Source organism: Acetobacter sp. DsW_54 (assembly GCF_002153575.1).
Taxonomy (GTDB): Bacteria; Pseudomonadota; Alphaproteobacteria; order Acetobacterales; family Acetobacteraceae; genus Acetobacter; species Acetobacter fabarum.
Window position 1 is genome coordinate 88,198 of record NZ_JOPD01000012.1, and the last position, 20,202, is coordinate 108,399.

Consider the following 20,202-nt stretch of genomic DNA (forward strand, 5'->3'; position numbering starts at 1 on the left):
ATTAAGGTCTGTAAACTCCTGATTATAAGCCTGTTCCATCCCTATCACGTGCATTTGACACAAGGTTACCGCCCGGTCATGAACACAGCCAGATAAACCTGCTGACCCCGTACAAGGATTCCCATGTTCCACTTTACACGCCGCATGTCCCTGCTGGCCCTATGCGCCGGGCTGGCCCTGCCTACCCTGAACACCCCGGCACAGGCCCGGCACAGACATGCAGATACCAACCTGCCTGTCTCCGTGTCTGCCACATGCGATAATCAGGATTTTCTGAGCAAACAGCAGGCGTTTGAAAACGGTGGGCCAAAAGCCGATGCCGCAGTGCATATTTGCGGGACTGTTCTAACTCTTTCCAAAACCGCCAGACAAACCCGTAGCGGCCGACATGGCTATTTTTACATAACGGTTGCACCCAATATTTCCATCCGCATTGTGACCAACCTGGACGAAATGCACACCCCCGCCTGGCCATGGGTCGCCAAGGGCGACAAGGTCGAAGTGGTGGGCCGGTATTATTATGATTCAGCACGCCAGCAGGGTGTGGACTGGACACACCGTGGCACTGGCCGCTCATGGGGCATTCCGGGCTACGTTATTGTCAACGGCACAAAATACGACTGAACAAAAAATGGCTGGCCAGAAAAACTGGCCAGCCAAATATGTTTTTCACAGTGCGCGCAAAAGTTAGTCTGCGGCTTCTTCTTCCTTTTCGCTCCCGCGTTCATCCTCGCCAGAGCTGGAGGCAGCATTGGCATTGCTCTCCACAATATCAAACGCCAGTTCACCATTCTTGAGGCCGATTTTAACGGCACCCCCTTTGGCCAGACGCCCGAACAGCAGTTCCTCGGCCAGAGGTTTTTTGATGGATTCCTGAATAACCCGACCCAGCGGACGGGCACCATACAGGCGGTCATACCCTTTTTCCGCCAGCCACTCCTTGGCTGCCGAAGACAGTTCAATGGTCACGTGCCGGTCAGCCAGCTGCGCTTCAAGCTGCAGCACGAACTTTTCAACAACCTGCCCGACAATTTCCTGCGTCAGATGTGCGAAGGGAATAACCGCATCCAGTCGGTTACGGAACTCGGGGGTGAACAGACGCTTGATGGCCTCTTCATCCTCGCCTTCACGCACCTTGCGACCAAAGCCTACGGCTTCCTTGCTCATGTCGGACGCACCGGCGTTGGTGGTCATGATCAGGATAACATTCCTGAAATCGACCGTTTTGCCGTTATGGTCCGTCAGGCGGCCGTTATCCATAACCTGTAGCAGCACGTTGTACAGGTCGGGATGGGCTTTTTCGATCTCATCCAGCAGCAGCACGGCATGAGGATGCTGGTCGATGGAATCGGTCAGCAGACCACCCTGATCAAACCCGACATACCCCGGAGGCGCACCCAGCAGGCGGGAGATGGAATGCCGCTCCATGTATTCGGACATATCAAAGCGGATCAGCTCAATACCCAGCGCGTTGGCAAGCTGGCGGGCCACTTCCGTTTTACCAACCCCTGTGGGGCCAGAGAACAGATAGTTGCCAATCGGCTTTTCCGGATCACGCAGGCCAGCACGCGCCAGTTTGATGGCGGCGGAAAGTGCGTCAATCGCCTGATCCTGCCCAAACACCATGCCCTTGAGGTCACGCTCCAGAGAACGCAGCACTTCCTTGTCATCAGCAGAAATGCTTTTGGGCGGAATGCGGGCAATGCGGGCGATAATGTCTTCCACATCCTTCAGGTTGACCGTCTTGCGGCGGCGGCCTTCAGGCTGGAGCATGCGCGAAGCCCCGACCTCATCAATCACGTCAATCGCCTTGTCGGGCAATTTACGGTCATGAATATAACGTGCGGAAAGTTCCACAGCCCCACGAATAGCCTCTTCCGTGTAGCGGACCTTGTGGTGCTTTTCGTAGCTGCCCTTCAGGCCGCGCAGGATCTTGACCGCATCATCAATGCTGGGTTCGGGCACATCAATCTTCTGGAACCGCCTGACAAGAGCACGATCTTTTTCAAAGTGCTGGCGAAACTCCTTGTAGGTGGTCGAACCAATGCACCGCAGCGTGCCAGCCGCCAGAGCGGGTTTGAGCAGGTTGGACGCATCCATGGCCCCGCCCGATGTTGCACCCGCACCGATAACGGTATGGATTTCATCAATAAACAGAATGGCGTGCGGGTCCTGATCCAGCTCCGTCACAACGGCTTTGAGGCGTTCCTCAAAATCACCGCGGTAGCGGGTGCCAGCCAGCAATGCGCCCATATCCAGCGAATAGATGGTGGATTTCAGCAGCACTTCAGGCACGCTGCCTTCCACAATCCGGCGGGCAAGCCCTTCCGCAATGGCGGTTTTGCCTACACCGGGATCGCCTACATATAGCGGGTTGTTTTTGGTACGGCGGCACAGAATCTGGATTGTACGTTCAATTTCGGTATCCCGCCCGATCAGCGGGTCAACCTTACCAGCCAGCGCCTTGTCGTTCAGATTGACGCAGTAGGTGGACAGTGCATCCTGGCTTTTCTGTGCCTTGGTTTCGGCCCGTTCGGGTTCTTCCCCTTTTTCCGCACCGGTATTGCTGCCTGCAACCGGGCGCCGGGTGGCGCGGTCGGGGGCTTTGGCAATCCCGTGGGAGAGAAAGTTCACGGCGTCCAGACGTGTCATGTCCTGCAGTTGCAGGAAGTACACGGCGTGGCTTTCACGCTCGGCAAACAGGGCGACCAGCACGTTAGCGCCCGTCACCTCATCGCGTCCGGTGGACTGCACATGAATGGCGGCGCGCTGGATAACACGCTGGAACGCGGCTGTTGGTTTGGGTTCGGTCGGGCGCTCAGACGCCAGACCGGCAAGGTCCTTGTCGAGGAAGCCTGTCAGGTCTGTCCGCAACCGGTCCAGATCAACCCCACAAGCGCGGAACACCGTTACGGCATCCGCATCATCAACCAGGGCAAGAAGCAGATGCTCTAGCGTGGCATATTCATGATGCCGTTCTCCGGCCAGAATAAGCGCCCGATGCAGCGTCTGCTCAAGATTGCGTGACAACATGACGAGACGCTCCTTTCCCCGGACTTTCCGACCACGGCAAAACAATCTCGGGACCATGATCGGGTGCCCTGCAAACATATTTGGCTGCTTCGGCAAGAAATGCGAGTCATAACCACGCAAAAAACGCATGTTCACGCATTTTTCGTTCTCATCTCTGGCAAGAATGCTGGTTTTGCGCGCTTTTTACCCAAGCGCTCAATCGCAAAAATATGCGTGTTCTGCCTGCAAAGCGGCATTTGCAGGCCAGAAGCGGGGCTGACACCCCACCGACCACGGGCTTGCGCACACGCCAAACACCGCAGAGCGCGGCTGGCAGCCAAACTGTGTTCAGGAAAACGCTAGAGGTTCTGGTATCAGTCTTTTTCTATGGTGCACTGCAAGGGGTGCTGGTTCTGGCGCGCCAGATCCATGACCTGAGAAACCTTGGTCTCTGCCACCTCATACGTAAACACACCACAGACACCCACACCCTTGCGGTGGACGTTGAGCATGATGTCTGTCGCTTCTTCACGATTCTTCTGAAAAAAGCGTTCAAGGACGTACACCACAAACTCCATGGGAGTGTAGTCATCGTTCAGCATGAGCACTTTGTACATGGCGGGTTTGCGGGTTTTGGGTTTGGCCCGCACAACCACGCCAATTTCCACATCATCCCGGTCCGAATCCATGCCTCCATCACGCCGCGACGGCCCGTTGCCTGTATGCAGAACAGGAAGATGAAACGAGGCCATGGCAACCAAACTCCCGAGGCAGGGTGAAAAACGAGTGGTGTTCCTTACCACCATATTGGCAAAGCCAAAGTACAATAAAAGAGAGCGGAACGACAGAATAGCTGGTGTGCGTGCCCAATATGGAACCAGCGCGCCATATTTATGCCACACATGGGCACAACATGGCAGAACAGACGCGGGAATAGCTTATGTTGGATTCCATGCGCCAGAGTTCCAGTTTTTTGCCGCCATGCTCTTGCGATTCCTGACAGTAGGCGGAATAGTGCTCCATAAGGCACAGGTGGGGGTAGCAGTGGCAGACAAACCGGCGTTACGGCAGATAACGGAACACAACAGACTAACATCGGGCAGCACAAAAACCCTCCGTTTGCGTAAATGGGCAGGTCTGCTTGCTGGTGTAACCCTTGCTGCATTTACTACGGCCAGTCAGGCCCGTGCGCAGTATGCCGGACAGATCAGTTCCATTGTCATGGATGCCAATACCGGGGCCGTGCTCTCCCAGACCGATCCGGACCTGCGGCGCTACCCGGCCAGCCTGACAAAGCTGATGACACTGTATATGACCTTCAACGCACTGCGTGCCGGGGCTATCTCCCTGACCCAGTCCGTGCCGGTTTCCATCCATGCGTCCACCATGGAACCTTCCAAACTCGGGCTGGTTCCCGGCACACACCTGACGGTTGAACAGGCTGTGCTTGCGCTGGTCACCAAATCCGCCAACGATGCAGCCTGTGCCCTGGGTGAGCTGATCGGGGGCGGGAGCGAACCCCAGTTTGCCGCCATGATGACCCAGCAGGCCCACGCCATGGGTATGTCCAAGACCCTGTTCCGCAACGCATCCGGCCTGCCCGACCCTGACCAGATGACAACCGCGCGGGATCTGGCCACCCTCGGCCGCCGCCTGATTGCCGATTTTCCCGAATATTACCATTACTTTGCCACCCCATCCTTCCGCTTCCATGGCCGCTACATCCCCAACCATAACCCCATGCTCAAGGTCTATGCCGGGGCAGACGGCATGAAGACGGGATACACGCAGGAAGCCGGGCGTAACCTTGTGACCTCCGCCCTGCGTGACAATGTGCGGCTAGTTGGTGTGGTTATGGGGGCATCCAGCAACACCCAGCGCTCGCTGGTCATGGCCAACCAGTTGGACCACGGCTTTGATGCCGAAGGCGTAGCTCCTGTTGCCCGCCCGCTTCTTGTAGCGCAGGCTACCAGCAGCCAGCGCCACCGCAGCCGCCGTGGCGCGCTGATCATGGCCGCCGCCAACCACAGGCACGCACCACTTGAAGTGGCGGAAGCACCTGCAACCCGCCGCCACCACGCGGCTATTACCAATGTCAGCCATGGCCGCCATACTGCGGTTATTGGGGCCAAGGTCCATACCATTGCCACGCCCACCATCCGCCGCAGCATGGTGCACCACACAACCGCACATAACCGGACCTGAACATTTTATGGCCATTTAGGCAGCCCGTTATAACCAAAGCGGGTTGCCTTTGTGGCCTGCACTCTTCATCTTGCTGCTTTCTCAAAAGCACCAACAACGATGAGGAAGTGCAGAATGGCGGGCAGAGGCGGAATCGTTCTCCATACCGAAGAAGACTTCAAGCACCTGCGGGCGGCAGGCCAGCTGGCCGCAGCAACGCTGGACATGATTACGCCTTACGTCAAACCCGGCGTAACCACGGGCGAACTGGACCGCATTATTCATGCCTACACGCTTGAGCATGGCGCCACCCCCGGCCCACTGAACTACCGTGGCTACCCCAAGTCGTGCTGTATTTCGGTCAATCATGTTGTGTGCCACGGCATTCCGGGTGATCGGCCACTGATTGAGGGCGATATTGTCAATATCGACGTCACCCCCAAGCTTAACGGCTGGTTCGGGGATACAAGCCGCATGTACACCGTGGGCAAGGTGTCCATCAAAGCTGCCAAGCTGATCACCACCACGTATGAAAGCCTGATGCGCGGGATTGAGGTTGTACGCCCCGGTGCCACTCTGGGCGATATTGGCTACGCCATTCAGAGCCACGCCGAAAAACACCGCTACTCCATTGTGGAAGATTTTTGCGGGCATGGGATCGGGCAGGTTTTTCATGCCGAACCCAACATCCTGCACTACGGCCGCCCCGGCGAGGGCATGAAGCTGAAGGCCGGTATGGTATTTACCATTGAGCCCATGCTTAACATTGGCAAACCCGAAGTGAAAATTCTTGAAGACGGGTGGACCGCCGTAACGCGTGACCGCTCCTTGTCCGCACAGTTTGAGCATATGCTGGCCGTAACCCAGACCGGGTATGAAATATTTACCCGTTCCCCCGCAGGGTACGACTGCCCCCCTTACCCAACCGAAGGATAAGCGCCATGCAAACCACCCCCACCACGTTGTTCTCCCGTGTTGCGCGCCATGTGGTGCAGGTGGTTTGTTGCCTGAGCGCAGGCATTGCCACCCTGCCAGCCTACGCGGCACCCATGGCCGACCCCTTGGCCTACGGGGCAGCGGTGCCGACTAATGCAGCCGTGGCTGCTCCCGTACCCGGGCAGCACGGCATGGCGGTTTCTGCCCAGAAGCTGGCATCAGAGGTAGGAGCGCGCATTCTGGCCAAAGGGGGCAATGCTGCCGATGCTGCCGTTGCCATGGGGTATGCACTGGCGGTGGTGTACCCTGCTGCGGGCAATCTGGGGGGTGGCGGGTTTATGATGCTGCGCCCACCGGGCAAGCCTGCGATTTTTTTCGATTTCCGGGAAAAGGCCCCTCTGGCAGCCACGCCGGATATGTTTTTGGACAGTAAGGGCAATGTTATCCCCGACCTGTCCCTTCTGGGCTGGAAGGCCGTAGCCGTGCCCGGCACTGTGGCCGGGCTGGAGGCCGTGCATAAACGCTGGGGCCACCTGCCCCGAGCAGTGGTTATGGCCCCTGCCATTCAGCTCGCCCGCGATGGATTTGTGCTGGGGGAAGGGGATGTGCAGCTCCTGAACACCTCCACCGCTGCGCTGGCGCAGGACCCCTATGCCCGCAAGGTTTTCCTGCGCCCCGATGGCTCCCCCTTCCAGCCCGGTGACAGGCTGGTACAGAAAAATCTGGCACACTCGCTCGAACTGATCGCACAGAACGGGGCGGATGCCTTTTACAAAGGATCCATCGCCGCCAGTATTCTGGAGCAGTCCAAAGCCCATGGCGGCATTTTGCAGGCCAAAGATTTTGAACACTACCAGCCGCGCGAACTGCCCCCCATAAGCTGCACCTACCGTGGGTTACTGGTAGAAACAGCCCCGCCCCCCAGTGCAGGCGGCATTGCCCTGTGCGAAATGCTGGAAATTCTGGCCGGGTATGACATGCACGCCCTTGGCCTGCACACCGCCCCCGCTCTCCAGCGTGAAATAGAGGCCATGCGCCACGCCTATTCCGACCGGCGGGATCTGGGCGACCCGGCTTTTGTCCATAACCCGGTCAGCAGCCTGCTGGACCCGGCCTATATTGCCAGCATACGCGCGCATATTCCGCCCAACAGAGCCATTCCCTCCGCTGACCTGCGTGCAGGTGTTGCCTCGCCAGAAAAACCCGAAACCACCCAGTTTTCGGTAATCGACCAGAACGGGTTTGCCATTTCCACCACCTATACGCTGAACGGCTGGTTTGGCGCCAAGGTGATGGCGGGAGACACCGGGATCATCATGAATGATGAAATGGATGATTTTTCCATCAAACCCGGGGCGCTGAACATGTTTGGCATTCCCGGCAGTGCGGCCAATGCCATTGCGCCGGGCAAAACGCCCCTTTCCTCCATGGCGCCGACCATTATCTCGCGCGATAACAGGCCGGTCATGGTTATTGGCAGCCCCGGTGGGTCGCGCATTCCCACCATTATACTCTCTGTTATTCTGGGCGTTGTGGATTACGGGCTGAATATCCAGCAGGCCATAGACCTGCCCCGCCTGCACGAACAGTGGATGCCACAGAGTGTGGAGGTTGAGGCAAACGCCCTGACCCCGCAGGTGCAGCAAACGCTGGAGCAGGAGGGGTACAGCTTTGTCCTGCATGCGCCGTGGGGCATTCCCGAGGGGATTCTGGTAGGGGGCCCCGGCCTGAACAGCCACGGACCAGCCCGTTTTTATGGTGGGGCCGACCACCGCCACCCCGGCGGGGCAGCGATAGGGGAGTAAGCTCCTCCCCCGCAGCGCCTACAGGCGGTCCAGATTATGGGTGCCGCCCTGTGGGTCACGCACCTGCCGCTCGCCCGTAATATACTCCGGCCCCAGAGGAACCTTGCCGTAGCCTCCGGGAATATCCAGCACGTAAATAGGCCAGGCAAGCCCCGTAACACGCCCCCGCAGACCAGCCAGCAGGCGCTGGCCCTGTGCGACCGGCACATGAAAATGGGCCGTACCCGGCGCAGGGTCGAGCTGGTGCAGGTAGTACGGCCGCATACGGTTTTCCACCATGGTGCGGAACAGGTCTTCCAGTGCCTCCTCGCTGTCATTCACCCCACGCAGCAGCACCGACTGCCCCAACAGCGGTATGCCCCGCCGGGCAATACGGCGCAGGCTGTTCCGTGCGGGGGGAGCTATTTCCCGCGCATGGTTGATGTGTACGGCCATCCACATGGCTTTGTCCGTTTCCAGCGCATCCAGCAATGCGTCTGTCACACGCTCGGGTGCGGCTACTGGCACGCGCGTATGCACCCGGATGGTGGTTACATGCGCCATGCCGGAAAGGGCCTGCACAATCTCCCCCAACCGCCGGGGCGAGAGCATGAGCGGGTCCCCCCCGGTCAGAATAACCTCGCGGATCTGCTCATGCGTGCGTAGCCAGTCCAGCGCGCGGCTCAGGGCTTCATCATCCAGCACACCGCCATCTGGCCCCACATGCTCCCGCCGGAAGCAGAACCGGCAGTATAACGGGCATACCAGCAGGGGCTTAAGCAAGGCGCGGTCCGCGTAGCGGTGCACAATACCGGGCACTGGGGAGAGCGCATCATCTCCAATCGGGTCAGAGCGCTCTTCCGGCGTGACCACCAGTTCCTGCATGGTGGGCACAACCTGCACGCCAATCGGGTCGTCTAGGCTGTGCATCAGCTCCGCAAAAGCGGGCGGTATGGCCGTGGCATACTGCCGGGCTATGGCTTGCAGGTCCGCTTTTTGCGCGGGCGTGGCCATACCGGCGGCAATCAATTCATCTGGGGTGCGCAGCGTTCGGCTGGTCGCAAAAGGGGGCTTGACCGGGGAAGACATGTACCGGCTCTACTCTGCCCATGTCTGTGTCTGCAACATCTCATCTGTCCTTTGGTGGCCCCGACCCCGAGCGTATTCGCGACCGGCTGCCATTTTTAATCCGCCGCAACCTGACCATGCGGGGTGTGCGCGCGTTTTTGGAATCCCGTGGCTGCGTGGAGGTGGAAACCCCCTGCGCCGTGCCCGTGCCGGGGGAAGAGGTGCATCTGCTCCCCTTCCAGACCGAGCGGGAAACACCCAACGGCCAACGCCAACCGCTGTTTTTGCACACCAGCCCCGAATTCGCCATGAAGCGGATTATCGCCGCCACCGGGCTGCCGCTGTTCCAGTTTGCCCGTGTCTGGCGCAATGGTGAGGCCAGCGGCACCCATGCCCCCGAGTTCACCATGCTGGAATGGTACCAGCCCGGCATGCCCCTGAGCGGCCTGATGGACGAGACAGAAGCCATGCTCAAAGCCGTTCTGCCCCCTGTCGTGCACCGCAACGCCTGCACGCTGGACCTTAGCCAGCCCTTTGAACGACTGAGCATGGAAGATGCATTCCGCCACCATGCTGGTGTTGACCTGCTTCCAACCCAAGGTAATGCGCAGGCACTGGCCCATGCGGCAGGCTGCACCCTGCGCGACGGTGAACACTGGGAAGACCTGTTTTTCCGCTTGTTGCTGGAGCGAATCGAACCCGCCATTGGCCAGACCCGCCCCACGTTTTTAACGCACTGGCCAGCAAGCCAGGCCGCACTGGCACGCAAGGACCCCACAGACCCGCGCGTGGCCCTGCGGTTTGAGCTTTACGCCGCAGGCATGGAACTGGCCAATGCGTTTGAGGAACTGACAGACCCTGTAGAGCAGCGCCAGCGTTTTACCCATGACAGGGCCGAACGCCAGCAGCTTTACCCGACCCGCCCCACCTGGCCGATGGACGAAAAACTCCTCCACGCCCTGCCCCACATGCCCCCCTGTTCAGGCATTGCGCTGGGCTTTGACCGGCTGGTTATGCTGGCCAGTGGAGCCCGCCAGATACAGGATGTCTTGTGGATACAGGATTAGTCTGCAACATTTAGCCTTAACAGGTGTTTTTTGCTTATCTTCCACTCGTACGACGCACACCGCAGGCGTATTCCACCAAGGGGCAAGTCGGTGCCATGACATACGCAAACAGATTTTTACTGATCGGGCTTCTAGCCCTTGCCGCCTGCCAGGTTCCCAGCGCGGAGGAACGACGCAAGCTCGATTCCATGATCGGGCGGCCAACCGTGGATGTTATCCGCACCTTTGGCGTGCCTACGCGCCAGTTCACCACGGGGGATCACACTTTTCTTGCCTACATCACGCAGGAGACCGACTACACCTCCATGCCCATGGGCGGTGGCTGGGGGTATGGCCCCGGTTGGGGTGGCGGCTGGGGCGGCTATGGTGGCTGGGGCTACGGTGGTTGGGGTTATGGCGGCTGGGGCGGCGGTATGGGCACCGCTTACACCTATAGCTGCCAGACCAACTTTGAACTCGTAAAAGGCCTTGTCATCAGTTGGACAATGCGGGGCGACGGCTGCTAGACCACACGCATCATGCTGAGCCTCCTGCCCTTACCGTTCAACACCACGACTACCCGGGATGAGGCTCCTTTGCGTCACCACACCCCACGCCGCGCACAACACCGCTGGCGTGGGTTTGTGGCTCCCCCGGCACTTATGCTGGCTGGCATGTTCATGCTGGGTGGTTGCGAGCAGAGCCCCGCGCGGCAGGACACATACACAACGCCAATCTCTACCTGCGCGTATATGATGCCAACAGTTTCGGGCACACGCACCTATACACAGGGGCGCAGTGGCAAGTCCGGGCAGAACAATCCAATTGATAGTGCCGTTGCCTACGGCAACCCGCAAACGCCCGCATTCTGCGACCGCCCCCTGTCCGACACCCTGCGCAGTTCCATAGAGCTGGCCGACTACACGCATCTGCTGGACAGGACCGGCCTATTCCCGACCTTGCAGCAGGCGGGGCCTTTTACGGTGTTCGCCCTGCCCAATACGGCGCTGGAAACCTATAACGCGCAAACTGGTGGCCAGCTCCTGGACCCAGCCAGCACCGGCAGGGTACGCGCCTTGCTAGGCTATACAATTGTCACCGGAAAATGGCCCCACAAGGCCTTGCGTGCAGCCCTTGCTGCCGCACCGGGCCATAGCCTGCTGCTCCCCACCCTGAACGGGCAGGCGCTGCCCATCTGGCTGGACACACAAACAGAGCAGGTCATGGTTGGCCAACCCCATGGGCAAAGCAGCCCGCTCTGGGTCATGGGGATTCCACAATCCAACGGTGTACTGTATTTTACGCACACGCTGGTTCTGCCACCTGCGGAACAGGCGGCTACGCACCCCTAACACCCCTTAAGGGGTTTGCCCCATACGGCGCAGGACTACTGGATAGCTGGAGTTAAAAAACCCACGGGGAAGGGTCATCCCACCAGTTGGTATCGGGCATGACAAAATCCGTATCACACCCGGCCAGTGCGCGGGCGTCTTCGGGGGTTGCGGCGCAGGCTACGGCGGGCAGTTCCATCATCATGCACCACCACTGGGCAAGAGCCAGAACGGCCTGTGTGGCCTCTGCACTCTGCGCGGCATCCGGAGCAAAGCAGACGTAATCCGCCCCTTCTTCCCCCGCGCGCATGGCGCCGTCGCGGCTGCTGCCTACGGCCACACCAAGTTGCAGTTCATCACCAATCTGGCGTCGTACGTCGCGCACACTGGCCGCAGTATAGGACTGGGAGAGATGAACCCCATCGCACCCGGTCTGCACAGCCAGTTCGGGTGCGTCTTCCAGCATCAGGGCAATGCCCTCATGCTGGACAAGCGGGCGAATAGCCCCGATCAGGGCTATGGCGGCAGCAGGGGCTATGCCATCCGCCAGACGCAGCAGCAATGCTGCGGGCTGGTGGTTGGCCAGACGCTGCTCCAGCACAGGCAAAAACGCATCGGCGTGCAAGAGTGCAGGCGTAACAAGATAAAGTTCCGACACTGCGACTATCCTTTCCGCACGATGCGCATCTGTTAGGCTCAGCTCTTGAAGATGGTGATAATCTGGTCGAGCAGGGCCAGCGCTTCTGCCTTGGGGCGCTGGAACACGTTACGACCGATAATGGAGCCAAAGCCGCCACCATCATGAATACCCTGAATGGTGGCCAGCAGGTTGTCCGTGCCGGTGTGTTCACCACCAGAGAAGATGACAATCCGGCGACCGGCAAAGCTGGACTGCACAACATGGTTAATGCGCGCGGCAAGCGTTGCCACATCAACCTTGTTCTTTTCGTACACAGGCTTGCAGGCATCCAGTGCCACAACGTCGGTCGGGGGTTTGACCTTGATGATGTGAGCACCACACAGGGCGGCCATATGCGCGGCATAGGCGCATACGTCCACGGCTGTTTCGGCCTTCTTGTCCAGCACGGGGCCACGCGGGTAGCTCCATGCGATCACGGCCAGACCCACGGATTTGGCTTCTGCCGCCAGTTCACGCAGTTCTTCCATCTGATCGAAGCAGTATTCCGAGCCGGGGTAAATGGTAAAACCAATGCCCGCACAACCCAGACGCAGCGCATCCGCTACGGTGCCGGTAACGGCCTGATCTTTTTCGGTCGCAAGGCTGTTGGAACTGTTGCACTTGAGAATAAGCGGAATTTCACCCGCAAAGGTTGCGGCCCCACATTCGAGCATGCCCAGAGGCGCTGCATAGCCGCTCAGCCCGGCTTCGATCGCAAGCTGGAAGTGGTAGTGCGGGTCATAGGCGGCCGGATTGGCTGCGAAAGAGCGGGCAGGACCATGCTCAAACCCCTGATCCACCGGCAGAATGACCATTTTGCCGGTTCCACCCAGCTTGCCAGCATTGAGCAGGCGGGCCAGATTCGTCTTTGTACCGGGGTTATCGCTCTCATACTGATTGAGAATAGCCTTAACCTTCGGGGTAAGCGTCATGGGGAACAGTCCTTCTTTTGCCTTGTGTCCGGCACATTATTTTCCGGATGCTGGTGTTGGCAATAACCGTGGGCGAAATACCCGACAAGAGACGATATGGCACTTAACGGCATGATAAGGTTAAATGATGGCGGGCGTTGTGGCAGAAGTGTCGCTTTTTCCTGTGCATACAAGGCCCGGATTGTCTCATATTGTGGGTTTTGCGGGCGCAGAATGGCAGTTTGCTGGCCACAACGCAACGCCATGAGCGCACCTGCAGGACTACTGTCACAATCGAGCACGTGCACAAAAGGCTGCCGGGCCGATTCTGCGGCATCGTTCATCAGGGCATGCCACCAGCCTACCCCCATGTATGCCACCGCACCGGGGGGGGAGAGCAGGCCAATGCAACCACCATACTCCGCCAGCCCCGCCGCACGCAAAGCCATATGCACACCAGCACGGTCATGGACGCACACATAGCGGATACCCGCCAGAGAAGATGAGAAAAGTGGCCTGTTTTCCGTGAGCATGCTTGACGCAATCGCTTTTGCAGGTGATTCCTTACCCCAAGAGAAGGGAAAAGGAATGCAGGATCAAGACGTGGAGCCGCACTCACCCCAAGGCAACAGCTATGCCAGCATACACACCCGCGCAAGACCTGCGGAAGAGTCCATTACCCGGCTGGACCGTGCGTTGCAGCGCATTTCCTTTGCTCTTGATAAGCAACAGCAGGCAAAACAGAACCGACCGGAAACCGACCGGCAGGAACTGCTGGCCAACATAGATGCGCTGATCATGCGCGTGCGGGACATTCTGGACCAGACGGGCCAGGCCACACCCGGCCAAGACCCGCTCCTGCCCCGGCATGAGGAAGGGAACTGACCCATGGCGCTTGTTTCGGTCAATATCAACGGCCACAGCTATACAGTCGGGTGCGAAAACGGGCAGGAACGCCACGTTCAGGCCATGGCGCATCAGGTTGAACGCCGTGTACAGCAGGTCCGCAATCTGGGATTTAGCGGTGAAACCCGCGTGCTGGTACTGGCTGCACTACTAATGGCGGACGAAATTCAAGACCTGTCAGGCAGCCGCGTGCCAGAGAGCACAGCACTGGCGGCCCTGGACGCAGAACGCCTGCGGGCGGAACTGGCCCTGACCAACACCCGGCTGGCTGATCTGGCCGATACTGCGGAATCTCTTGCAGCGGAGATGGAGCGCGCCTACATAGAAGATGCGGGGCTGCCCGACGCGTGAGGCAAGTCATCCCCTGGGCCGATAAGCACTTCCTAGGGAGCTGGCTCTGTTGTGGCCTTGGTCACATTACCCGGCGCCCACCTGCACTAGCAGGTCCTGGAGGTTGAAAGACCCACGGTCCATGGTGGCTCCGCACATTCCCCCCCCCTGCAATGACCCGCCTGACATTGCGCAGCGCAAAAAAACCCTGCGGGTTGAATGCCTTGCCGCCATGCGTGCGCGCGATTACGCGCGGGATTGGGGGATTATCCACCGGCTGGAGCCGTTACTGCGCGCAAGCACCGGCCCCATTGCCTGCGTGTGGCCGCTCCCGCATGAGGTGGACCTGCGGCCGCTCTGCCACGCTCTGGCGCAAACGGGTAAAACCGTTGTACTCCCCCAGACACCCGCGCGGGGTTCCCCACTGGTTTTTCGCCAGTGGCAGCCCGAATCCACCATGCTGGCGGGCCGCTTTGGCACACACCACCCCGATGGCCCGATTATGGAGCCTGCCCTTGTGCTGGTCCCCCTGCTGGGGTTTGACCGCAGCGGCAACCGGCTGGGTTACGGCGGCGGTTATTACGACCGCACACTGGCTGCCCTGCCCCATGCCGCCAGCATAGGCTATGCTCCCTCCACACAGGAGGTGGCACACCTCCCCCGTGGCCCCCATGACCAGCCCCTGAACTGTATTGTAACCGAAAAGGAGGTTATTCGTTTTGGCTAACCCACACCCCTGCACAGTGCGAAAGACCCACGCGTGAGAATTCTGTTTTTGGGCGATATTGTCGGCCGCACCGGGCGTGATGGCGTTCTTTCCCGCCTGAGTGGCCTGCGCACACAACTGGGGCTGGACCTTGTGGTGGTCAATGCGGAAAACGCAAGCCACGGCTTTGGCCTGTCCCCCGCCATTGCCACAACCCTGCTGCAAAGCGGCGTGGATGTGATTACTCTTGGCAACCACGCATGGGACCGCCGCGACCTGATCGGCCATATTGATGGCGAGCCCCGCATTATCCGCCCGCTCAACTACCCGCCGGCAACGCCGGGGCAAGGGAGTGTGGTGGTGGCGCTGGCCGATGGCCGCAAGGCGCTGGTGGTCAATGTAATGGGGCGGCTGTTCATGGACCCGCTGGACGACCCCTTCCGCTGCACCAACGAATTGCTGGGCAAGCACCGCATGGGGGCCACGGTACATGCCATTGTGGTGGATATTCATGCCGAAGCCACAAGCGAAAAATGGGCCTTTGGCCATATGCTCGATGGCAGGGTGTCCCTTGTTGTGGGCACCCATACCCACACCCCCACAGCAGACCACCGTATTCTGGCCGCTGGCACTGCCTTCCAGACCGATGCCGGCATGTGCGGGGACTATAACAGCGTGATCGGCATGACCAAGGAACCCGCCGTTGCCCGCTTTGTGCGCAAAATGCCCGGCGAGCGGCTCCAACCCTCCGAGGGTGAGGCCACGATCTGCGGCATTATGGTGGAAACGGACGATGCAACCGGTCTGGCCCGCCGCCTTGCCCCCTTGCGGCAGGGGGGACTACTGGCCCAGACCCTGCCGGATTTCTGAACCGCCAAGAACATCCGCCACAGGCAAACCCACCAGCCCACCACACCATACGGCGGGCTGGTGGCAAGGCGCCTATTCCGCCTGCGCGTTAAATGCCTGCACGGCAACCTGTGTGGCTGTGGTTAACGGATGTGGCAGGGCATTCAGGGCAAACCACCCCAGACCATCATGTTTATGGGGCTCGCATAGCTGGGGTTCACCCTGCACTGGACCTGTCCTGTAAACCGGGGCCACCCAATGCGTGCCTGCGGCACGGTCAATCTGGTCCACCACGCACAAAAGGGGACCGGGTTGCAGTTCCAGCCCCACTTCTTCGCGCACTTCACGCATGGCGGCCTGCGCTGCGGTTTCGAACAGATCCACCTTGCCACCGGGTAAACCCCAGCACCCGGCCTCTGGCGCCTTGACCCGCCGGATCAGCAGCAGGCAGCCATCACGCAGAATAAACGCGCCACACCCAACCGCTGGCTGCACGAGTGTTACCACACCAACCTGTGCACCGCAGCCGTTGGCCGCAGACCAGCCGCCTGAGCCTCGGCCGTGGCCAGAGCCATGTCATTGCCCACCATTTCCTGATGAATGCCGCCCAGAATCCACAGGCTGTCCACCCCCACGGCGGCAGCCCCCCTGATGTCTGTTCCCAACGCATCCCCAATGGCCAGAATACGTGTGCGGGGCACGTCCAGCATATCAAACACGGGCTGGTACACACCGGGGTATGGCTTGCCAATCCAGCGGACATCCCCGCCCTGTTCGGCATAAAACGCAGCCAGAGCACCAGCACAGATCTGCCGGTTACCCCCTTTGACCACCACCTTGTCGGGGTTGGCGCAGATCATGGGCAGGTTGCGGGCAAGGCAGGCACGCAGTTCGGGCAGGTAGGGGTCCAGCGTTGCAACGCCCCGCTCCAGATCCGGCCCTGTGTTCATCACAAAATCGGCCTGTTCCACGTCTGTTACGCGCTGGATGTTCAGCCCTTCGTACAGCCCCAGATCATGCACACCGCCAATATGGAGCACCTTGTGGCCAAGGCGGGCAAACCATGGGTCTGCCTTCTCCTTCATCTGGCGGTGGGTTTCCTGCCCACTGGTCATGACCCCGTTGTAAAGGGTGCGGTCCACGCCAAACCCTTCCAGCTGGGTGGCGATTACCGCAGCAGGCCGGGGCGCGTTGGAGAGCATGACAACCCGTTTGCCCGCATTATGGAGTGCACGCAGGCATTCCAGAGCGCCGGGATAAGGGTTTACGCCATCATGCACGGTGCCCCACAGGTCTATGATGTAGCCATCATACCGATCAGCCAGCGCTTCCAGCCCGGCAATCTGGGGGAGTGACCAGTCTGTGGTAGTGCTCACAGGTCCACCCCACGCACATCATCCAGTGTTTCTATGCCTTGTGCGCGCATGATCTGAAGCATCTCCCGCTTGAGGCGGGCAATAAGGGCTGGCCCTTCATAGGCAAAGGCCGTGTAAACCTGCACCAGATCGGCCCCAAGGCGGATACGGTCCAGAATATCCTGCCCGCTCTCGATCCCCCCGCAGGAAACAAGAGCCAGACGGCCAGCGGCAATATTGGCAACAAGCCGCAGCATCTGGGTCGAGCGGGCAGCCAGCGGTCGGCCGGAAAGCCCACCGGATTCGCCCTTGTGCGGGCTACGCAGGCTATCGGGGCGGGCCAGTGTGGTGTTGTTGATGATCAACCCCTGCACACCGCCCTGAATTGCGGCTTCCACAATAGGAGCAAGGGCATCGTCTTCCAGATCCGGGGCCAGCTTGACCAGCAGGGGCGGGCGTTCGGGGTGGCGCGCTGCAATGGCGTCCAGAATCCCCTTGAGCCTTGCCGCATCCTGCAACCCGCGCAAACCCGGCGTATTGGGGGAAGAGACATTGAGCACAATGTAGTTCACATACGGTTTGACCCGCGCCACAAGGGCCGGGTAGTCCCGCTCGGGGTCCGCACCGGTTTTGTTGATGCCAATATTGGCCCCCACCGGCACACCGGCTCCCCCTGCCCTGCCAGATGGCAGCGGCCGGGTCAGGCGGGCAAGGCGCACGGCAAAACGGTCTATTCCCTGATTATTGAACCCCATGCGGTTGATAACCGCCCGGTCCTCTTCCAGCCGGAACAGGCGCGGCTTGGGGTTGCCCGGCTGCGGGCGGGGGGTCACGGTCCCGGCCTCAACAAACCCGAAACCCAAACGGGCGAGCGGGCGCAGCACGCGGGCGTTCTTGTCAAACCCGGCGGCTATGCCAATGGGGTTGGAAAAACGCATACCCAGCGCGCGCGTGGCAAGGGCCGGGTCATCCTCGGGGCGCTTGAAGGGAACGGAAATGCCCAGCGTAAGGGCATCTATGGCAAGCTCATGCGCTTTTTCGGGGTCAAGTTTGCGCACAAGCGGCAGGGAGAGGGATGCTAGCACTGACATGCCCTTTGTACTGCCCCAAGCTGCCCCCTAAGGAAAGAGAAAAAACCAGCCCCGCGACCACACGATTATTGCCCAAAGTTTTACTTGCAACTAAGAGTGATTCTCATTTAATGATCCTCCATGACCGATAGCTAGGGAGGGAGGCGTTGCCTCCGGATCACGCCATGCAGCATACACCTGTGTACCTTACCGACCTTGCCGCAAGTGAACGGCTGACCCTGTGGACCATCCGCCGCCTTGCTGGCGCCCCTCCCCCCTGCGGGGCAGCACCGGGTGCATCGGGCAGCCTGTTCCTGCCCTGCTTCCGGCAGGAGTTTATGGCTGTCTCCCAAGCTTTTCAGGATGCGCTAACCGACATGGCCGCGCATGAAATGCCCGCACTGGATATTTGCGCAGGCAGCACACTGGCCGTAACCGAAACCGAGTATAATCTGCTCCTCGCCACCGAAGCCGCACAGAATGAGCGGGAAACGGACATGCAGGCCCTGTTGAGCCCCCTGCTCCCCTTTGCGCGCCTGCGCCAGCGCATGGTGGCGGCCCTGACCACTCTGGGCGCATGCCTTGCGGGCGCGGGCTACTGGCTCTCCCACCATGCGGCGCGCCCTTTGCAGCAGCCCGTAGCCATGCCGCGCATGAGCCGTGCCGCCTACCCTGCCACCGCAGCCCTTTCGGTCGCACGGTGGCATGATCTGGATATGAGCATCGCCCATTCGTGGCGTTATGCGCCACCACGCCGCAATTTTGCGCAACACAACCCCGGTTAAGCCTACCGGGCACACCACAGCTTGAGCACTGCGCAGGAATGAGCCCGCAAGGCGCGTTCTCTTTCTGTTCCATTTTGGTGCGGTTCATGCCATAGTGGCCGGGCCATGCCTACGCCCATACGCCGCATTATCCACATCGACATGGATGCATTTTATGCGTCAGTCGAACAACGCGACAACCCGGCCCTCAAAGGGCGACCGGTTGCCGTAGGCCATTGTCAGGAACGTGGCGTTGTGGCCGCCGCCAGCTACGAAGCCCGCAAATTTGGCGTGCGCTCTGCCATGCCCTCCCTTATTGCGCGGCGCAAATGCCCCGAACTGGTTTTTGTTCCTCCAAGGTTTGATGCCTACAGGGCTGTATCGGCCCAGATTCACGCCATTTTTTCACGCTATACATCCCTTGTTCAGCCGCTCTCTCTGGATGAGGCTTATCTGGACATCACCCAGCCATTACTCCGCCGTGCCTCCGCCACCGCCATTGCGGAGGAAATCCGGGCCAGCATTTTTGAACAGACCGGGCTAACCGCCTCTGCCGGGGTTTCCTACAACAAGTTTCTGGCCAAGCTGGCATCGGACTACCGCAAACCCAACGGCCTGTTTGTTATTCCACCGGGCATGGGGGAGGCTTTTGTAGCACCGCTGCCGGTTGGCACCTTCCACGGCATCGGCCCGGCCACGGCCCGACGCATGAACGGTCTGGGTATTCATACCGGGGCAGACCTGCGCGCCTGTGCACTGGATATTCTCAAACACCATTTTGGCAAGGCTGCCACATTTTACCATGGCATTGCCCGCGGCGTGGACAACCGACCGGTTGAACCCAACAGACCAAGAAAATCCCTTGGAAAAGAAACAACTTTTTTACAGGACCTGCATGCTGCCCCCGAACTGGAACAGGCCATGGACAAACTTGTAACGCTGGTCTGGGCAGGCTGCCTAAAGCGCAAGATCAGCGGGCGCACGGTCACACTCAAACTCCGCCATTCGGATTTTACTCAACTGACGCGCAGCCAGTCCTTCCCCCATCCCATCCAGAACGAAACCGCCTTGCGAGACGCCGGGAGCCGGCTGCTAGCCCCCCTGCTCCCCCTTGCCAAGCCCGTCCGGCTTTTGGGCATATCGCTTGCCGGGCTGAGTGTAGCGGGGCAGCCTGCGGCAGACCGCCAGCTTTCCCTGCTGCCATAAGGCAACACGTGCAGCATAATCCGCTACCAGATTGACCACATCCAGTACAACACAGAAAATGTTTT

At 59.9% G+C, this 20,202-nt stretch carries 21 protein-coding genes, 1 other RNA gene and 1 pseudogene; 14 read left to right on the forward strand and 9 right to left on the reverse strand.

Translation table 11 applies throughout. The features are described from left to right. Positions 1-123 precede the first annotated feature (123 nt). The gene (locus HK20_RS06770; protein ID WP_086646326.1) at positions 124-624 is read left to right on the forward strand and encodes a DUF3465 domain-containing protein; all 501 of its coding nucleotides are present in this window, start codon (positions 124-126) and stop codon (positions 622-624) included. A 63-nt stretch (positions 625-687) separates the two neighbouring features. Here HK20_RS06770 and clpA read toward each other — a convergent pair whose 3' ends face one another. Together clpA and clpS are read right to left on the reverse strand one after the other, a co-directional pair. After that, positions 688-3,033, reverse strand: coding sequence for an ATP-dependent Clp protease ATP-binding subunit ClpA (clpA, locus tag HK20_RS06775; RefSeq protein ID WP_086646327.1), 2,346 nt, complete (start codon positions 3,031-3,033; stop codon positions 688-690). Between the two features lie 353 nt (positions 3,034-3,386). Continuing rightward, on the reverse strand, positions 3,387-3,764 hold the full coding sequence (clpS, locus tag HK20_RS06780) for an ATP-dependent Clp protease adapter ClpS (protein WP_086646328.1): 378 nt from the start codon (positions 3,762-3,764) through the stop codon (positions 3,387-3,389). Between the two features lie 292 nt (positions 3,765-4,056). On the opposite strand from clpS, the gene HK20_RS06785 reads away from it, so the two are divergent. From HK20_RS06785 to ggt, 3 genes are all read left to right on the forward strand, one after another. Then, the gene (locus HK20_RS06785) at positions 4,057-5,217 is read left to right on the forward strand and encodes a D-alanyl-D-alanine carboxypeptidase family protein (protein ID WP_233129111.1); all 1,161 of its coding nucleotides are present in this window, start codon (positions 4,057-4,059) and stop codon (positions 5,215-5,217) included. A gap of 114 nt (positions 5,218-5,331) precedes the next feature. After that, the gene (map, locus tag HK20_RS06790; RefSeq protein ID WP_086646330.1) at positions 5,332-6,132 is read left to right on the forward strand and encodes a type I methionyl aminopeptidase; all 801 of its coding nucleotides are present in this window, start codon (positions 5,332-5,334) and stop codon (positions 6,130-6,132) included. A 5-nt stretch (positions 6,133-6,137) separates the two neighbouring features. Then, the gene (gene ggt, locus HK20_RS06795; protein ID WP_086646331.1) at positions 6,138-7,937 is read left to right on the forward strand and encodes a gamma-glutamyltransferase; all 1,800 of its coding nucleotides are present in this window, start codon (positions 6,138-6,140) and stop codon (positions 7,935-7,937) included. A gap of 18 nt (positions 7,938-7,955) precedes the next feature. On the opposite strand, the gene HK20_RS06800 is transcribed toward ggt, so the two are convergent. Beyond that, a complete protein-coding gene (locus tag HK20_RS06800) occupies positions 7,956-9,005 on the reverse strand; it encodes a lysine-2,3-aminomutase-like protein (protein ID WP_086646332.1) in 1,050 nt (349 codons plus the stop codon). A gap of 20 nt (positions 9,006-9,025) precedes the next feature. On the opposite strand from HK20_RS06800, the gene epmA reads away from it, so the two are divergent. The 3 genes from epmA to HK20_RS06815 all read left to right on the forward strand — a co-directional run bounded on the left by epmA (position 9,026) and on the right by HK20_RS06815 (position 11,382). Further along, positions 9,026-10,051: an EF-P lysine aminoacylase EpmA gene (gene epmA / locus HK20_RS06805; protein ID WP_086646333.1), complete on the forward strand. Its 1,026-nt coding sequence runs from the start codon at positions 9,026-9,028 to the stop codon at positions 10,049-10,051. A gap of 95 nt (positions 10,052-10,146) precedes the next feature. Continuing rightward, positions 10,147-10,557 (forward strand): hypothetical protein, encoded by a 411-nt coding sequence (locus HK20_RS06810; RefSeq protein ID WP_086646334.1) that lies wholly within the window; start codon positions 10,147-10,149, stop codon positions 10,555-10,557. A gap of 12 nt (positions 10,558-10,569) precedes the next feature. Further along, positions 10,570-11,382, forward strand: coding sequence for a fasciclin domain-containing protein (locus HK20_RS06815; protein ID WP_086646335.1), 813 nt, complete (start codon positions 10,570-10,572; stop codon positions 11,380-11,382). A 52-nt stretch (positions 11,383-11,434) separates the two neighbouring features. Here the strand turns inward: HK20_RS06815 and HK20_RS06820 are convergent, their stop codons facing one another. Genes HK20_RS06820 through HK20_RS06830 form a run of 3 tightly spaced genes read right to left on the reverse strand, consistent with a single transcriptional unit; the run spans position 11,435 to position 13,484 of the window. Beyond that, on the reverse strand, positions 11,435-12,019 hold the full coding sequence (locus HK20_RS06820; RefSeq protein ID WP_086646336.1) for a thiamine phosphate synthase: 585 nt from the start codon (positions 12,017-12,019) through the stop codon (positions 11,435-11,437). Positions 12,020-12,057: 38 nt separating this feature from the next. Further along, on the reverse strand, positions 12,058-12,972 hold the full coding sequence (locus HK20_RS06825; RefSeq protein ID WP_086638149.1) for a class I fructose-bisphosphate aldolase: 915 nt from the start codon (positions 12,970-12,972) through the stop codon (positions 12,058-12,060). Beyond that, positions 12,969-13,484: a hypothetical protein gene (locus tag HK20_RS06830; protein ID WP_086646337.1), complete on the reverse strand. Its 516-nt coding sequence runs from the start codon at positions 13,482-13,484 to the stop codon at positions 12,969-12,971. The genes HK20_RS06825 and HK20_RS06830 overlap by 4 nt, the downstream gene beginning before the upstream one ends. Positions 13,485-13,539: 55 nt before the next feature. On the opposite strand from HK20_RS06830, the gene HK20_RS06835 reads away from it, so the two are divergent. The 5 genes and pseudogenes from HK20_RS06835 (at position 13,540) to HK20_RS06855 (ending at position 15,763) form a co-directional block, all read left to right on the forward strand. Next, positions 13,540-13,836, forward strand: coding sequence for a hypothetical protein (locus tag HK20_RS06835; RefSeq protein ID WP_086646338.1), 297 nt, complete (start codon positions 13,540-13,542; stop codon positions 13,834-13,836). Between the two features lie 3 nt (positions 13,837-13,839). Next, positions 13,840-14,028 (forward strand): annotated as a pseudogene (locus HK20_RS06840) (cell division protein ZapA); the annotation flags it as partial. Positions 14,029-14,187: 159 nt separating this feature from the next. Next, positions 14,188-14,343, forward strand: a non-coding RNA gene (ssrS, locus tag HK20_RS06845) — 6S RNA. Beyond that, entirely contained in the window at positions 14,330-14,914 is a 585-nt protein-coding gene (locus HK20_RS06850) for a 5-formyltetrahydrofolate cyclo-ligase (protein ID WP_086646339.1), read from the forward strand. Before ssrS ends, HK20_RS06850 begins: the two co-directional genes overlap by 14 nt. A 33-nt stretch (positions 14,915-14,947) precedes the next feature. After that, complete coding sequence (locus HK20_RS06855) at positions 14,948-15,763, forward strand: TIGR00282 family metallophosphoesterase (protein ID WP_086646340.1); 816 nt, start codon at positions 14,948-14,950, stop codon at positions 15,761-15,763. Between the two features lie 72 nt (positions 15,764-15,835). Here the strand turns inward: HK20_RS06855 and HK20_RS06860 are convergent, their stop codons facing one another. The 3 genes from HK20_RS06860 to HK20_RS06870 are packed head-to-tail and all read right to left on the reverse strand — an operon-like array spanning position 15,836 to position 18,188. Beyond that, positions 15,836-16,237: an NUDIX domain-containing protein gene (locus HK20_RS06860; RefSeq protein ID WP_233129112.1), complete on the reverse strand. Its 402-nt coding sequence runs from the start codon at positions 16,235-16,237 to the stop codon at positions 15,836-15,838. 5 nt (positions 16,238-16,242) lie between these two features. Next, the gene (locus HK20_RS06865) at positions 16,243-17,118 is read right to left on the reverse strand and encodes a TIGR01459 family HAD-type hydrolase (RefSeq protein WP_086646342.1); all 876 of its coding nucleotides are present in this window, start codon (positions 17,116-17,118) and stop codon (positions 16,243-16,245) included. Further along, entirely contained in the window at positions 17,115-18,188 is a 1,074-nt protein-coding gene (locus HK20_RS06870; protein WP_086646343.1) for a quinone-dependent dihydroorotate dehydrogenase, read from the reverse strand. The genes HK20_RS06865 and HK20_RS06870 overlap by 4 nt, the downstream gene beginning before the upstream one ends. 164 nt (positions 18,189-18,352) lie before the next feature. On the opposite strand from HK20_RS06870, the gene HK20_RS06875 reads away from it, so the two are divergent. Together HK20_RS06875 and dinB are read left to right on the forward strand one after the other, a co-directional pair. After that, complete coding sequence (locus HK20_RS06875) at positions 18,353-18,952, forward strand: hypothetical protein (RefSeq protein WP_086646344.1); 600 nt, start codon at positions 18,353-18,355, stop codon at positions 18,950-18,952. Positions 18,953-19,057: 105 nt separating this feature from the next. Beyond that, positions 19,058-20,137: a DNA polymerase IV gene (gene dinB / locus HK20_RS06880; protein WP_086646345.1), complete on the forward strand. Its 1,080-nt coding sequence runs from the start codon at positions 19,058-19,060 to the stop codon at positions 20,135-20,137. Positions 20,138-20,202: the final 65 nt, after the last annotated feature.

Bases quoted from the DNA above. Each gene is read 5' to 3' on its own strand.
- HK20_RS06815 (WP_086646335.1), top strand. From the start codon at position 10,570: ATGCTGAGCCTCCTGCCCTTACCGTTCAACACCACGACTACCCGGGAT.
- ggt (WP_086646331.1), top strand. From the start codon at position 6,138: ATGCAAACCACCCCCACCACGTTGTTCTCCCGTGTTGCGCGCCATGTG.
- epmA (WP_086646333.1), top strand. From the start codon at position 9,026: ATGTCTGTGTCTGCAACATCTCATCTGTCCTTTGGTGGCCCCGACCCC.
- HK20_RS06835 (WP_086646338.1), top strand. From the start codon at position 13,540: ATGCAGGATCAAGACGTGGAGCCGCACTCACCCCAAGGCAACAGCTAT.
- HK20_RS06870 (WP_086646343.1), bottom strand. From the start codon at position 18,188: ATGTCAGTGCTAGCATCCCTCTCCCTGCCGCTTGTGCGCAAACTTGAC.
- clpA (WP_086646327.1), bottom strand. From the start codon at position 3,033: ATGTTGTCACGCAATCTTGAGCAGACGCTGCATCGGGCGCTTATTCTG.
- HK20_RS06770 (WP_086646326.1), top strand. From the start codon at position 124: ATGTTCCACTTTACACGCCGCATGTCCCTGCTGGCCCTATGCGCCGGG.
- map (WP_086646330.1), top strand. From the start codon at position 5,332: ATGGCGGGCAGAGGCGGAATCGTTCTCCATACCGAAGAAGACTTCAAG.
- clpS (WP_086646328.1), bottom strand. From the start codon at position 3,764: ATGGCCTCGTTTCATCTTCCTGTTCTGCATACAGGCAACGGGCCGTCG.
- HK20_RS06830 (WP_086646337.1), bottom strand. From the start codon at position 13,484: ATGCTCACGGAAAACAGGCCACTTTTCTCATCTTCTCTGGCGGGTATC.
- dinB (WP_086646345.1), top strand. From the start codon at position 19,058: ATGCCTACGCCCATACGCCGCATTATCCACATCGACATGGATGCATTT.
- HK20_RS06800 (WP_086646332.1), bottom strand. From the start codon at position 9,005: ATGTCTTCCCCGGTCAAGCCCCCTTTTGCGACCAGCCGAACGCTGCGC.
- HK20_RS06875 (WP_086646344.1), top strand. From the start codon at position 18,353: ATGCAGCATACACCTGTGTACCTTACCGACCTTGCCGCAAGTGAACGG.
- HK20_RS06810 (WP_086646334.1), top strand. From the start codon at position 10,147: ATGACATACGCAAACAGATTTTTACTGATCGGGCTTCTAGCCCTTGCC.
- HK20_RS06850 (WP_086646339.1), top strand. From the start codon at position 14,330: ATGGTGGCTCCGCACATTCCCCCCCCCTGCAATGACCCGCCTGACATT.
- HK20_RS06825 (WP_086638149.1), bottom strand. From the start codon at position 12,972: ATGACGCTTACCCCGAAGGTTAAGGCTATTCTCAATCAGTATGAGAGC.